Genomic DNA, 13,683 nt, shown 5'->3' on the forward strand with positions numbered 1-13,683 from the left:
GTTGGCGTGCGCAGCGAAACCACCCGCCCTCGCCGCTTCGCCGGCACCGAGCCGCTCAGCGACGCGGAGCTGGGGTGCGCCCCGGTCCGTTATCCGAAGCCAGCAGAGCTCACGCGCACGCTCAGCTTCGCCGGTGGGGCCAAGACGCTTCAGGCTGCCGACAGGCTGGGTCTCAATACGGTCGCAGACCTGCTCGAGCACACGCCCCGGGACCGGCTTGAAGCCTGCGCCGTCGCCGCGCTGGCGCAGGGCCAGCCGGCGACGATCCTCGTCGAGGTCAAGCAGATCACGGCTCGCCCGGTGCGCAGGCGTGGTATGCGGCCGCTGGTCGAGGCGCTCGTCACAGACGGCAGCGGCACCATCAGGGCCACCTTCTTCAACCAGCCCTGGCTGGCGGATCGCTACCGACCGGGCGCACGGCTGATGCTCCACGGCAGAGCCGACGGGCGCGGGCGCTTCGCGGTGCAGGCCCACGTGCCGACCGAGCAGCTGCCCGGCACCGTGGCCGCGGATGGCGGGGTGGGGGTCGGGCAGTATCCGGCGACTGACGGGATCAGCTCCACCCAGATCCTGGCGGCCGTGCGCGAGCACGAGCAGCGCTTCGCGGATGTGCTCGAGCCGCTGCCGGCCAGGCTGCGGGTGCGCGAGCGGCTGCTTGATCGCGGCAGTGCGCTGCGCAGCATGCACTTTCCGCTCTGCGACGGCGCCGCCGAGCAGGGGCGCCGCCGGCTCGCGTACGACGAGCTCTTGCGCGCATCGCTGGCGCTTGAGCATCACCGCCGCAACCGCCGCCTCGCCGGCGGCGCGCCGAAGCTCGATGCTGGGCCGGCGCTGACAGAGCGCTGGCTGGGTGCGCAGCTGCCGTTCGAGCTGACCACCGCGCAGCGGGCTGCGATCCAAGCGATCGACGCTGACCTGGCTGCGGGTGCCCCGATGCGTCGCCTGCTGCTGGGCGAGGTCGGCTCGGGCAAAACCGTGGTGGCGCTCTACGCGCTGCTCCGAGCGGTCGAGCACGGCTACCAGGCCGCACTGATGGCCCCGACCGAAACCCTTGCCGAGCAGCACTTCCGTACGATCGCGACGCTGCTCGGCTCAGAGACGGTCACCGCGGGGCTGCTCACCGGCTCGACCCCGGCGGCACGGCGGGCTGACCTGCTCGGCAAGCTCTCGAGCGGCGAGCTGGCGCTTGTGGTGGGTACGCACGCGCTGATCCAGGAGGGGGTTCGCTTTCGCGCCCTGGCGATGGTTGTGATCGACGAGCAGCATCGCTTCGGCGTGGAGCAGCGCGCGGCGCTCGCCGACTCCGCACCGGGCGCTCTGACACCGCACGAGCTGCACATGACGGCCACGCCGATCCCGCGCACCCTGGCGCTCAGCCGCTACAGCGATCTGGACGTGACCGAGCTGCGCGAGCTGCCACGAGGCCGGCTGCCGGTCAGCACCCACCTCTGCTGCAGCGAAGCCGAGCGCAACCGCGCCTACGCGCGGATGCGCGAGGAGATCGAGGCGGGACGTCAGGCCTTCATCGTCTGCCCGCTGGTCGAGTCCTCCGATGAGCTCCAGGCCCGGGCAGCGACCGCGGAGTACGAGCGGCTGAAGAACGGCCCGCTGGCGGGCCTCGAGCTCGTGCTCATGCACGGCCAGATGCGCCCGGCGCGCAAGCAGGAGGCGATGGCGCGGTTTGTCTCCGGCCAGGCGTCTGTGCTCGTGGCCACCACCGTGATCGAGGTGGGTGTGGATGTCCCCAACGCGACCGTGATGTTGATCGAGGATGCTGACCGCTACGGGATCTCCCAGCTCCACCAGCTGCGCGGTCGGGTCGGCCGCGGTTCTCACCAGGGTCTGTGCCTGCTGTTTGGCCGCAGCGACTCGCGCCGGCTGCAGGCGCTTGTGCGGGAGTCTGACGGCTTTCGTCTGGCCGAGATCGACCTGACGCTGCGCGGGCACGGTGAGCTCGTCGGAACCCGCCAGTCCGGACGTGACTTCACCCATCGCTTTGCCGACCTGACGCGCGATCAGGAGCTGCAGGAGCGCGCGCTGATCCATGCCCGGCGCATGCTCGATCAGGATCCGGCGCTCGCGAGCCCGGAGCACGCGCTCCTGGCGGCGATGCTGACGTCGGTGCCGGCATGAGGGTGATCGCGGGCGAGCTGCGCGGCCGGCGGCTCAAAGCCCCCCATGGTGGAGCCACGCGGCCAACTTCAGACCGCGTGCGTGAGGCGCTCTTCTCGAGCCTCGGTGAGCTCACCTCAAGCCGGATCCTCGACCTGTTCGCTGGCTCTGGCGCGTTGGGGATCGAGGCCCTGTCACGGGGAGCCAGCCACGCCGTGTTCGTTGACGCTGCGGCATCCGCGACGGCCGTGATCGACGATAACCTGGCGGCGCTGGGAATCAGCGCGCGCGGAGAGGTGGTGCGCATGCCGGCGCTGCGGGCGCTCGCTTGCACGCCCGTGCGCGACCACCTATACGATCTTGTCTTTCTCGACCCCCCATACCGTCAGGCTGGGTCGCTCGGCCCCGCGCTCTCACTGGCGCTGCCACCTCTGTTGGCAGACCGGGCGAGGGTTGTGGCTGAGAGCGACCGGCGCGAGCCGCTGGAGCTTGACCTGCCACTGCACAGCGAGCGCCGCTACGGAGACACCCTGATCAGAGTCCATGTCCTTGGATAACCGCATAGCCGTCTGCCCCGGCTCCTACGACCCGGTGACCAACGGTCACCTCGATGTGATCTCGCGCGCCTCGGCAATGTTCGACCGGGTGATCGTGGCTGTGGTCAACCTGCCCTCACGCAAGGGCTCGACCCTGTTCACGGCGGCCGAGCGCGTCAGCTTCGTGGCCAACGCCACCGCCCACCTGGGCAACGTCGCGGTCGAGCCGTTCAGCGTGCTGACCGTGCAGTTCGCCCGTGAGCGTGGAGCCAAGGCGATCGTCCGCGGCCTGCGCGCGATCTCCGACTTCGAGTACGAGCTCGAGCTGAACCAGCTCAACCGCGGGCAGGCACCGGATATCGAGTCCGTTTACTTGATGGCCTCGCCCAAGTACAGTTTCATCAGGTCAAGCGGCGTCAAGGAACTGGCGACCTTCGGCGGGCGAATTGACGGCTTGGTGCCGGACGAGGTTGCCCGGGCCTTGCAGGAACGCATCAGCAGCCGACGAAATTAGAGAGTCTGAGATGGACGTACTGGTACTGATCGACAAGCTAGACGACCTCGTGCACAACGCGAAGCCGATGCCACTCACCGATCAGGTGCGCGTGGACAAGGAGGAGATCTACGACCTCCTGGACCAGATGCGCGCGACGATCCCCGAGGAGATCAAGCAGGCTCGGTGGATCGTCAAGGAGCGGCAGGAGATGCTGGCCGAGGCCAGGCGCGAGGCCGAGCGGATCCTCAAGGAGGCGCGCGAGCGCCAAGACCGGCTCGTGTCCGAGGAGGAGATCACCAAGCAAGCCGAGCGCGCGGCCGAGGAGATCCTCGACGAGGCGCGCGCCCGTGAACGGGAGATACGACTCGGCGCCGAGGACTACGCCGACGAGATCCTGAACACGCTCGAGGTTAACCTCTCAAAGTTCATCGCCGCGGTCCAGCGCGGCCGTGATCGTCTGGCCGGCAAGGACGAGCCGGCCGAAGTCGCCTAGCCGGCGCGCCCGTCGCGAACGCGCGTTCGTAGCCTTCCGTCTGGCCGGCCCGCCATGCTTGGCGCATGATCGCGGTTTACCTATCGGTCGGCTTTCTGGGCGGAGTGCTCGCGACGCTGCTGGTCATGCGTGAGCGTGTGCGCTCGGCGCGCATGGCGCTCGACTCTGTGCAGACGACGCTGCGTGCGCACACCGGTGAGACGCTCCAGAGCACCGTGCAGGCGGCTCTGGCGCAACTCGGCGAGCAGAACCGTCTGCAGTTTGAGGCGAGCCAGGCGCAGGCCAGCAGCGAGCTCGACAAGCGCCGAGCGCAGGTCGAAAGCCTGGTTGCGCCGCTGACTGATGCGCTGGGGCGCGTGGACCGCCAGATCCAGCAGCTGGCAAGGGACCAGAACACGGCCCGGGGACAGATGATCGAGCAGATGCGCGCGCTGGCGGCGCTGCGCCAGGAGACCGGCGCGCTGGCGACCGCCATGGCACGCCCCAACAGCCGCGGCCAATGGGGACAGCTGCAACTGCGCCGCGTGGTGGAGCTGGCCGGCATGGTCGAGCACGTCGACTTTGAGGAGCAGGTCTCGCTCCAACGCCAGGGCGCGACGGCCCTGAGACCGGACATGATCATCAACCTCCCGGGCCACAAGCAGATCCCGGTTGACGCGAAGGCGCCACCGCTGCCCGAGCTAGGCACCGTGGCGCCTGGCGACTCGGCTGCGAGGCTCAGCCTGCTGCAGGCGCACGCGCGTGGCCTGCGCAGCCATGTGAATCAGCTCGCGGCCAAGGAATACTGGGCGCGTCTGGAGGGTTCCCCCGATTTTGTCGTGATGTTTCTGCCCGGAGAGCACGTCTACAGCGCCGCGCTCGAGGGTGACCCGGCGCTGATGGAGCATGCGATGAGCTCGCGTGTGCTGATCGCAACGCCGACGACGTTGCTCGCGCTGCTGCACTCAGCGGCGTACGGCTGGCAACAGCAGCGTGTGTCGGACTCGGCTCGGGCGATCGCCGAGGTCGGCCGCGAGCTGCACGCACGTCTGGCGGCATTCACCGGCAGGCTCGCGAAGGTGGGGCGGGGCCTGGCGTCGGCGGTCAACGCCTACAACGAGGCAGTTGGCTCTTACGAGGCGCGTCTGCTGGTGACGGCCCGCCGGTTCGGCGAACTGGGGGCGGTTTCTGAAGGGCAGGAACTGCCGGCACTCGAGCGGCTTGATGTCGGCCCGCGGTCGTTGCAGGACATCGCAGGTGACGAGCTGGTTGCCGCAGACGAGCAGCCGGGCCTGCGATCAGCCGCCGGGCCGTGAGGCCAGCCAGCGCGTGAGATCCTCGCGCTGATGCGGCAGTGGGTCGGCGGTCGGTTTCAGCGCGCGGACACGGTCGAGCGCGCTGGCGATGTCGGTCCGTTCACGGACCGCGATCGTGCCTGCGGCCACGGCCGCCGCGCGCTGCCAGCCGGCCCGGCAGTGGAGGTAGACGATGACACCCTCATCAAGCCACGCGTTTACGATCCCGGTCGCCTGCTCCAGCACCGACGGGCTCAGTGAGCCGTAATCCTCGGTGCTCAGACGGCGTTCCTCGATGCCGGCGGATTGAAGCGCCCGCTCGACCGTGCGTCTGGCGCCGGGGCCGTACTCGCTGTCCTCGGTGAGGTTCAGCACGCCACGCACGCCGAAGGAAGCGATCACACGCACGTCAGCGTCGTCGAGCGGCATCGCGCCGACGATCAAGCCCCGATAGACGCTTGCATACCCGAACGTGCGAAACCAGGCAGACATGGCTAGATCCTTGCAAACGCGGTCTTCTGGTTGCGCCAGCCGTCCGTTGGCCGGTCCGCAGAGCAGCCGGGTGGGGCCTGCTGCGGGATCAGGCGGGTGTGCTGGTGGTGGTGGCCTGGGCCTTGGGGAAGAGCTCGTTCATCGCCCGCACACTGTCGCGCAGGTCGCGGCCGCGGCACCACTCGCGCCCCGCATGCTCCATGCGGGCCAGCAGGACCTGGTCGGTGGCCAGTTCCCGGACCACGACCGCCAGCTCCTCGGAGTCGTGCGCCACGAGTGCCAGGTCGCGGCGCATCATCTCGTCCGTGGACGCCTTGCCGTGGCCGGCCAGTGGTCGGAACGCGATGCACGGTCTGGGTGTGCGCAGCGCCTCGAGCACCGTAACTCCAGCACCGTTGGTCACCACAACATCCGCCGCGGCCATGATCTCGTGCATGTTCTGCACGTAGCCGTAGGGGCGCAACCGCTCCTCGGGCAGGCCCATGGCCTTCAGGTGCTCGAGCAGCTTGGTGCTCTTGCCGCAGACGGCGAGGATCTGGAGGCGCTCGATGTCCGCGTCGGCCAGCGACTGGACGGCGTCGTCGATGCCGCCCAGCCCCCAGGCTCCACCCGTCACAAGCAGGATGAAGCGGCTCTGGTCGAGTCCCAGCCGTTCGCGCGCCTCACGCTTGGAGACCGTGCCGAAGCCGTCCCGCACGGGCGGCGCGCCGACGCGCATGGTCCGCTCGAACCCGGCGGTTTGGGCGTGCTCAGGGGCGGTGTCGTACATCACGAAGTGCTGATCGATGCCGGCATAGGCCCAGACGGGATGCACGTGGAAGGCGGGGATATAGGTGACCGCCGGAACCTTGTAGGACTGCTGGTGGGTGCGCAGCCAGTGCAGCGCGGCCGAGCCGAACGGGTAGGTCGAGATCACCAGGTCGGCGTCGTGGTTGCGCAGGAAATCCTCCAGGCGTCGGCCGAAGAAGCTGCCGATAGCCGCCTTGCTCACGGCCGCAAACGTCCGTGACTTGCACAGCGCGTCGTAGAAGACCTCGTAGGTGAGTGGCAGCAGGCGGATCTGGATCTCGTATCCCCAGCTCATGAAGCGCGAGAAGGGCCTCCCCCAGAGCTCGAGCGTGTCGAATCGCTCGACCTCACAGCCAGGCCACACGTCAGCAATCGCCTCGGTGAGCGCGGCCGCGGCAGCGTTGTGACCCTCGCCCATCTCGCCGGAGAGGATCAGCACCTTTCTCGGACTGCTGGGCCGTGACGGCTCTGGGGGCGATACGATCGCTTCCGTCGCTGCCAGTTTCGGATGCCCGTCTTGCACTTAAAGCTCCTGTAATCGATGTTCTTTTTGGGGAGCGCGCTTGCGCTCATCTGTGGGCTTGCGAACTCTGCCGCCGCCGCCCTGGAAAAGCGAGAGATGATGCAGGTTGGCGTTGGCGCAAGCGGCTTGGCGCTGTTCGCCATCCTGCTTCGGCGACCAGTTTGGCTGTTTGCGATGGCGCTGAGCTTACTCGCGTGGACCGCGGAAGCAGGTTCATTGGGTCTCGTACCGGTCCCGGTGGTAACGAGTCTGCGGAGTCTCGGGCGCGGTGGACTGGTCGTGATCGGGCATCGGTGGTTGGGTGAGCGCTTTGCGCGGATCGAGCTCGCAGGGGTGATCCTACTCGCTGTGGGCGGCGTCTTGGTGGCCTCGACGGTGATCAGCGCGGGCGCGGCGCAGCCACCGCTGGCCGATGGCACCGAGGTGCTGGTCGCCTTCGCGCTCGTGTTGCCGGCCGCGTTGCTGGCCCGCCTGCGCAGCGGCGTCTTCAAGGGTGCGGCGGTGGGCACGCTGTTCGTGGCCACCGGAATCTTCACCAAGGAGATCGCCGACCGCTTCGTTCGCGACGGACCGATCGGGCTCCTGCACGTTGCGCTCACCCCTGGGCCGTGGCTCATGGTGGTGCTCAGCGTCTGGTCCCTTTCGCTGCTTCAGCATGCCTTTGCACGGGCCAACGCCGCCAGTGTTTCTGCGGCGAGCACGGCGGTTTCCGCCAACGGCCTGATCGTCGCCGGCGTGGTGTTGTACCACGAGCCGCTCGCGCACGGCGCGGCACTGGTGCCGCTGTTGGCAGGCATCGTCTTGGCCGGCGTCGGCGCGGTCGCGCTTGCCGGCAGCGAGCTCTACGCGTTACGCAAGGCCTAGCGTCAGCGAGCGGGAGTGGCTTCACGCCTACCCGGCGAAATAAGCTTTCAGCCAGAGTCCATGAGTGATGCGCATGACAGCTTCGACCTGAACAGCCTGCGGCTCGCCGCGGGCGAGGAGCGCCGGCTCGAGCTGGCAGTCAGCGTTGAGCCGCTCCTGCTGAGCGACGAGACTTACCTGGTCGGGCCCCTGCCGGTGCCGGTCCAGATCCGGGTTGCGCGCACCAGTCACCGCGGTTACACGCTGCAGCTGCGCTTCCAAGCGACGCTCACGGGCCCGTGCATGCGTTGCCTGGCGCCCGCGTCAAGGGTCTTTGCCGTTGACGCCCGCGAGCTTTCGCAGCCTGATGGCGGCGAAGGACTCGACTCTCCCTATGTGCAAGCCGGCTTGCTGGATCCGTCCGCCTGGGTGCGCGACGCGCTGATGCTTGCGCTGCCGCCCGCGATCCTCTGCACAGACGATTGTGCTGGGCTGTGCGTCGTCTGCGGGGCTGATCTCAACAGCTCGCCCGGCCACGTGCACGACCAGGCTGGCACCGACCCGCGCTGGGCCAGGCTGGCGGAGCTCAACCTCGCCGGTGAGCCCGATCAGCCCGTCGTCGGGGCACGGCGGCAGACCCCCGTTGTTAGGCGCACGGACACCAGCCGCTGACGCCTGCTAGCCTGCGCCCCCATGGCCGTTCCAAAGCAAAAGCAGTCACACTCACGCACGACCAAGCGACGCTCGACCCACCGGGCGATCGCGGCCGCCACCAATGCGTGCCCGCAGTGCCACAGCCCACGGCTGCCGCACCGGGTCTGCCCGGTCTGCGGGAGCTACCGGGGCCGTACCGTGGTCGAGACCGACTCCGCGCTGCGCTGAGGCTCAGCCATCGATGGTGACCGTCGCCGTCGACGGTAACGGCGCCGACCTCGGTCCCGAGGAAGTCGCTCGCGGGGCCGCGGTGGCTGCACAGCAGGGTGTCCGGGTCCTGCTGTTCGCCGACGGCGCCCGCATCGGATCAGTTGCTCCGGGCGTCGAGCTGATCGACGCGCCGGTTTCGGTCGCCAAGGCCGCTGACCCGGCCTACGCCGTCAGGACCAATCCCGACGCCTCGATCGTGCAGGCGACCGTGGCCGTCGCCGAGGGGCGTGCGCAGGCACTTGTCTCCGGTGGCTCAACCGGCTCGGCGCTGGCCGCCGGATTGTTCCATCTCAAGCGTGACCATGGCATCTACCGTCCCGCGCTTGCGCTGCCTTTGCCTCGGCCCGGTTTGCGGCCGCTGCTGATTTTGGACGTCGGCGCCAACGTCACCTGCCGCCCCGAGCATCTGGTGCAGTTCGCGCACATGGGATCGGCCTTCGCGCAGGCGGTCATGGGCGTCGACTCGCCGCGCGTGGCGCTGCTGTCAAACGGCGAGGAGGCGGCCAAGGGTACGCCGGACCTCAAGGAGGTGTATGAGCGGCTGACCTCGGCGGCCGGTGCAGGCCTGAACTTCGTTGGCAACGTCGAGGGCACGCATGCGCTCAGCGATGCCGTGGACGTGCTGGTTTCCGACGGCTTCACCGGCAACATTGCGCTCAAGCTGATCGAGGGAGTCTCACACCAGACACTCGTGCTGCTGCGTGACGCAGCGCATCGCTCGCTGCGCTCCCGCCTTGGCGGCTTTCTGCTCAGGCCGTCGATCGACGGGCTGAGAGAAGAGATCGACCCCGAGCTGACCGGCGGCGCCTACATGCTCGGACTGCGTCAGATCGGCATCGTCTGCCACGGCCGCTTCACCCGTCGCGGCTTCGCGCGGGCGATCGAGGTCGCGGCCCGCGGCGTGCAGGAGGACGTCATCGGCCGCACGCGAGCTGCGCTCGAGCAGGCCGGGGCGCTACGGCAGCCGAGCATGAGTTGAGAGCGTCCGCGGCGGCGGCTACGGTTCATGAGCGATGACCCGTGAACAGATTCTCGATGCGATCCGTGCACATCTGAGCGACGAGCTCCAGATCAATCCCGCGGCCATCACTGAAAGCACGCGTTTCCGCGAAGACCTGGAGGCCGATTCGCTGGACCTCTACACGCTGGTCCAGGCGCTGGAGGACGGCTTCGGCGTGAAGATCTCAGACGAGGAGGCGGCGGAGATTCTCACCGTCGGGCAGGCGGTCGACTTCGTCTTTGCCAGTCACGCCCGGACCGCGAGCCGAGCCGCCGGTGACGCCTAACCCGAACCACGGTGAGGATTCGGTCGCGGCGCTGCGCGAACTCCTGGACGCGCTTCCCGACGCTGCTGCCAAGACTGTGTTTACGCACGCTTCGTGGGCGCCGAAGGGGGCTGAGTCGTACGAACGTCTGGCCTTTCTGGGCGACAGCGTGCTGTCGCTCGCCGTCACCTCCCACATCTTTCCTCTGCTCGGACGGCTGGGCCCCGGCGAGCTCACCAAAATCCGCGCGCAGACCGTCTCGGGTCGCTCATGCCGAGTGGTTGCAGAACGACTCGGCGTGCCCGAGCGGTTGGCGGACGCGGCGCCCGAGTCGGTGGCGGCCAGCGTCCCCAGCCTGCTGGCGGCAGAGCGTGTGCTGGCCTCGATAACCGAGGCGGTGATCGGTGCCTGCTACTTGGAGTTCGGGTACGAGCGGGTGGCAGCTGCGGTCGTTGAGGCATTCCGCGACGAGCTCGAGGAGGCGATGGAGCGGCCCGTGGACTTCAAGTCCGCGCTGCAGGAGCGGCTCGCTCGTCGCGGCTCGCTTGTCAGATACCTCGTCGTGGACGAGGTCGGGCCGCCGCACGAACGCACCTTCACGATCGTGGCGATGATCGGGGAAGAGGAGATCGGGCGTGGTGTCGGGCGCAGCAAGAAGGACGCCGAGCAGGCTGCGGCCCAGGCGGCGCTGGCCAGCACGGATGCTGTGGGCGCAGGACGCTAGGCGAGGCGCGATGTACCTGAAGAGCGTCACCATGAAGGGCTTCAAGTCATTCCCCGACCGCACGCGGCTGGAGTTCAGCCCCGGTACGAGCGTGATCGTCGGACCGAACGGCTCGGGTAAGTCCAATGTGACCGACGCGGTGCTGTGGGCGCTCGGCGAACAGTCGCCGGCCGCGATCCGCGGACACTCGATGCAGGACGTGATCTTCGGCGGTGCGCCTGGGCGCCAGGCGGCCGGCGCCGCGACGGTCGAGCTCGTGCTGGACGACGGCGACGGAGTCCTCGGGCTTGGCCCGGAGGTTTCGATTCTGCGTCATCTGGAGCGCAGCGGCGAGGGGGAATACCGGATAAACGGGGCCCGCTGTCGGCTCATCGACGTGCTGGAGGTGCTCTCCGACACCGGGCTTGGCAAGGAGATGCACTCCGTCATCTCGCAGGGGCGGGTTGAGGCGATCGTCACCTCCAGACCGCGGGAGCGCCGCCTGCTGATCGAGGAGGCGGCAGGGCTCGGCAAACACCGCAAGCGCCGGCGCCGCACCCAGCTCAAACTCCAGCACACCCAGGACAACCTCGACCGTGCACTCGACATCGAGCGCGAAGCCCGCTCGCGGCTCAAGCCGCTCAAACGTCAGGCGGAGGCGGCGGAGCTGCACGCGCGAATTCACCGACAGATGCTCGAGGTTCGTTGGGAGCTCGCGCGCGACGAGTTGCGGGATCGTCAGGCGGGCCTCGAGCGGGCCACGACCGGCGCCGCGCAGTTGCGCGAGCGCCGCCGGCAGATCGAGGCCGAGATCGAGGTGGCCGCGCGCGGACGCCGCCAGGCGGAGGAGGCGCTGGCCTCACGATCCAGTCGCCGCGAGGAGCTCTCTCGCCGCAGCTTTGCCGCGCAGGCTGCAGCGGACAAGGTCAGCTACCGGGCGGACGCCATCAGGTCGGCGCTGGAGCTGGTCTCAGACCGTAGCCGCAGAGCGCGCGCGCAGCTTGACCAGCAGCGGCAGCAGGCGGCTACAGACCGCCCCGACGACGGCGCCCGCGAGCGCGTGGAGTCACTGAAGGCCGAGCTGGCCGCGCTTGAGCGCGACCGGGAGGCCGAGCTCGCGCGCCAGCTGGCCGAGCTTGAGCGCCAGCTGGTGGAGGCCGCCGGTACCGAGGCGCGACGCGCCGAGGCCGTTGCGACCGCCAAGGCGCTGAGAGACACAGCCGAGGCCACGGTGACGCAGGCACGCGCAGAGCTGCGCGAAGCCGAGCAAGCGGTCGAAGCCGCACGGCGCGAGAGTGCGCGGGTCGGCGGCGAGCTGGCTGCGGTGAACCAGTTCCTCAGAGCCCACCAGAGCGCGCCGGGAGGGGCGCGTTCGCTGGCTGACGAACTGACCGTGGCCCCGGGTTATGAGCTTGCTGTCGCCGCGGCGCTCGATGGGAGGCTGGGAGCCGCCCTGGCGGAGGATCGCGCGCAGGCTGGAGCGCTGCTTGAACGGGCTGGTCGCGACGGCGGTCGCGTGCTGATCGTGGGCGAGCGCGGCGACCGGGGCCGCAGCGCGCCGCCGCTGCCGGGAGCCGTGCCGCTGAGCGAGCACGTGAACGGAACAACGGCGGCGGCGGCGCTCGCGCGGGCGCTGCTGCACGACGCCTGGGTGGTCGATGAGTTGGATGCCGTAGTGGACGGTTTCGCCGGGGTGGCCGTGACGCGGCGCGGGCGGGTCTATGCGGGTTCCACCGGCGAGCTGCGTCAGGCGCCGAAGGTCGGGGAGGAGCGCGTGCTGGCTGAACGCAACAGGCGCGAGCAGCTCGTTGGCGCGAGCGAGGCTGCAGCCGGGGCGGAGCAGGCGGCGCGCGTGCACGTGCAAGCGCTGACGGTGCGACTCGCCGAGCTCGACCTGGATCGTGAGCGCGCGGTGGCGGCCCATCGCGGGGCAGTCGAAGCATGCGATGAGGCGGCGGAGCAGCAACGGCGTCTCGCGGCGAGCGTGGAGCGGCGTCGTGCAGCACCTGATGATGGCCCGGGCGCCGGCCGGCGCGCGCAGCTCAGGGCGCAGCTTGCCGCCGAGCAGGCGCAGCTCGAGCGGGCCGCGCACGAGCGCTCCAGGCGCCAGCACGACATTCAGCGCCTGCAGGCAGAGATCGAGCGTGACGCGCGGCTTGCGCCCGCGATCGAGTCACTGGCGGCGGAGCTGGCCGGCGTGGCCGACGCGATTGCACAGCGCAAGCGCAGCTTTGACGCTGAGCTCGCGCACGACCGTCAGGCGGGAGAGGCGCTGGCTGCGCGCCTGCGAGCGTGCGCGCAGGAGGAGGCGGCGATCCAGACGCGCCTGCACGCGGCCAGCGAGGAGCTGACCGAGGCTGAGGTGCGGGCTCAGCGCGCGCGCGACCAGGAGCAGGATGCCGCGAGCGCGCTGCGCGCGCTGGCGACGGAGCTTGAGCTCGAACCGGAGCCTGCGGCGGCGCCGCTCGAGGCCGCTCGCCGGCAGGAGCTCGAGACCAGGCTTGAGCGCCTCCGGCGTCGGCGTGAGCAGCTCGGTCCGGTCAACCCGCTGGCGCAGGAGGAGTACGCGCAGGCGCTCGCGCACGTTGAGGAATTGGAGGCCCAGCGCAATGACCTCGAGACTGCGCTGCGCGAGCTGGCCGGACTGATCAGGGACACAGACCGGCAGATCCGCGAGACTTTCGAACGCACCTTCGAGGCTGCGGCCGCGAACTTCGAGGAGCTGGCGGCACGGGTTTTCCCCGGCGGCAGCGGTCGCCTGCGACTGATCACCGAGACCGATGCGCGGGCGCCGCTGGTCGCTGCCAACGGCTTGGGAGCCGACGATGCAGCCAGCGAGCCCGACGAAGCAGACGGATCCGCTGGCGCGGACGATGAGGCGCTGGGTGTGGAGATCGAAATCACGCCCGCGGGCAAGGCGATGAAACGCCTGACGCTGCTCTCCGGCGGCGAGAAGTCGATGACGGCGCTCGCCTTCCTGTTTGCCGTGTTCCTCGCGCGGCCCTGCCCGTTCTACATCATGGACGAGGTCGAGGCGGCACTCGATGACCTCAACATCTCGCGCTTTCTGGAGCTGCTTGACTCCTACAGCGACCGCGCCCAGTTCATCGTCGTCACGCATCAGAAGCGCACGATGGAGGCGGCCGACTCGCTCTACGGTGTGTCCATGGGGGGCGACGGTATCTCCAAGGTCGTCTCTCGGCGTCTGTCCGCCCGCGAGCTGGTGGCCTGAG

General features: G+C 69.3%; 14 protein-coding genes. 12 read left to right on the plus strand and 2 right to left on the minus strand.

Features of this window, described 5'->3' with window-relative positions:
* Positions 1-6 precede the first annotated feature (6 nt).
* The 5 genes from M3M54_RS02925 (at position 7) to M3M54_RS02945 (ending at position 4,932) form a co-directional block, all read left to right on the plus strand.
* Positions 7-2,133 carry an ATP-dependent DNA helicase RecG gene (locus M3M54_RS02925; protein WP_249020687.1) on the plus strand — a complete coding sequence of 709 codons (2,127 nt, stop codon included), beginning with the start codon at positions 7-9 and terminating at the stop codon, positions 2,131-2,133.
* Positions 2,130-2,669, plus strand: coding sequence for a 16S rRNA (guanine(966)-N(2))-methyltransferase RsmD (rsmD, locus tag M3M54_RS02930; RefSeq protein ID WP_249020688.1), 540 nt, complete (start codon positions 2,130-2,132; stop codon positions 2,667-2,669). The genes M3M54_RS02925 and rsmD overlap by 4 nt, the downstream gene beginning before the upstream one ends.
* On the plus strand, positions 2,656-3,162 hold the full coding sequence (coaD, locus tag M3M54_RS02935) for a pantetheine-phosphate adenylyltransferase (RefSeq protein WP_249020689.1): 507 nt from the start codon (positions 2,656-2,658) through the stop codon (positions 3,160-3,162). The genes rsmD and coaD overlap by 14 nt, the downstream gene beginning before the upstream one ends.
* A 10-nt stretch (positions 3,163-3,172) precedes the next feature.
* The gene (locus M3M54_RS02940; protein WP_249020690.1) at positions 3,173-3,637 is read left to right on the plus strand and encodes an ATPase; all 465 of its coding nucleotides are present in this window, start codon (positions 3,173-3,175) and stop codon (positions 3,635-3,637) included.
* 65 nt (positions 3,638-3,702) lie between these two features.
* Positions 3,703-4,932: a DNA recombination protein RmuC gene (locus tag M3M54_RS02945; RefSeq protein WP_249020691.1), complete on the plus strand. Its 1,230-nt coding sequence runs from the start codon at positions 3,703-3,705 to the stop codon at positions 4,930-4,932.
* Here M3M54_RS02945 and M3M54_RS02950 read toward each other — a convergent pair.
* Together M3M54_RS02950 and M3M54_RS02955 are read right to left on the minus strand one after the other, a co-directional pair.
* Entirely contained in the window at positions 4,915-5,403 is a 489-nt protein-coding gene (locus M3M54_RS02950) for a hypothetical protein (RefSeq protein WP_249020692.1), read from the minus strand. The two genes, M3M54_RS02945 and M3M54_RS02950, sit on opposite strands and share 18 nt — an antisense overlap.
* Positions 5,404-5,491: 88 nt before the next feature.
* Positions 5,492-6,631, minus strand: coding sequence for a glycosyltransferase (locus M3M54_RS02955; protein WP_249020693.1), 1,140 nt, complete (start codon positions 6,629-6,631; stop codon positions 5,492-5,494).
* Positions 6,632-6,994: 363 nt separating this feature from the next.
* Here M3M54_RS02955 and M3M54_RS02960 point away from each other — a divergent pair, with 363 nt between their 5' ends.
* The 7 genes from M3M54_RS02960 to M3M54_RS02990 are packed head-to-tail and all read left to right on the plus strand — an operon-like array spanning position 6,995 to position 13,682.
* Entirely contained in the window at positions 6,995-7,579 is a 585-nt protein-coding gene (locus tag M3M54_RS02960; RefSeq protein WP_249020694.1) for a hypothetical protein, read from the plus strand.
* A gap of 60 nt (positions 7,580-7,639) precedes the next feature.
* On the plus strand, positions 7,640-8,230 hold the full coding sequence (locus M3M54_RS02965) for a DUF177 domain-containing protein (protein WP_249020695.1): 591 nt from the start codon (positions 7,640-7,642) through the stop codon (positions 8,228-8,230).
* Between the two features lie 21 nt (positions 8,231-8,251).
* The gene (gene rpmF, locus M3M54_RS02970) at positions 8,252-8,440 is read left to right on the plus strand and encodes a 50S ribosomal protein L32 (RefSeq protein WP_249020696.1); all 189 of its coding nucleotides are present in this window, start codon (positions 8,252-8,254) and stop codon (positions 8,438-8,440) included.
* 13 nt (positions 8,441-8,453) lie between these two features.
* Positions 8,454-9,461 (plus strand): phosphate acyltransferase PlsX, encoded by a 1,008-nt coding sequence (gene plsX / locus M3M54_RS02975; protein ID WP_249020697.1) that lies wholly within the window; start codon positions 8,454-8,456, stop codon positions 9,459-9,461.
* A gap of 34 nt (positions 9,462-9,495) precedes the next feature.
* Positions 9,496-9,768, plus strand: a complete 273-nt coding sequence (gene acpP / locus M3M54_RS02980; protein WP_249020698.1) for an acyl carrier protein — start codon at positions 9,496-9,498, stop codon at positions 9,766-9,768.
* A complete protein-coding gene (locus tag M3M54_RS02985; RefSeq protein ID WP_249020699.1) occupies positions 9,758-10,471 on the plus strand; it encodes a ribonuclease III family protein in 714 nt (237 codons plus the stop codon). The genes acpP and M3M54_RS02985 overlap by 11 nt, the downstream gene beginning before the upstream one ends.
* Before the next feature lie 10 nt (positions 10,472-10,481).
* On the plus strand, positions 10,482-13,682 hold the full coding sequence (locus tag M3M54_RS02990) for a chromosome segregation SMC family protein (RefSeq protein WP_249020700.1): 3,201 nt from the start codon (positions 10,482-10,484) through the stop codon (positions 13,680-13,682).
* Position 13,683 lies beyond the last annotated feature (1 nt).

Source organism: Conexibacter sp. S30A1 (assembly GCF_023330665.1).
In the GTDB taxonomy this organism is placed as follows: Bacteria; Actinomycetota; Thermoleophilia; order Solirubrobacterales; family Solirubrobacteraceae; genus Palsa-465.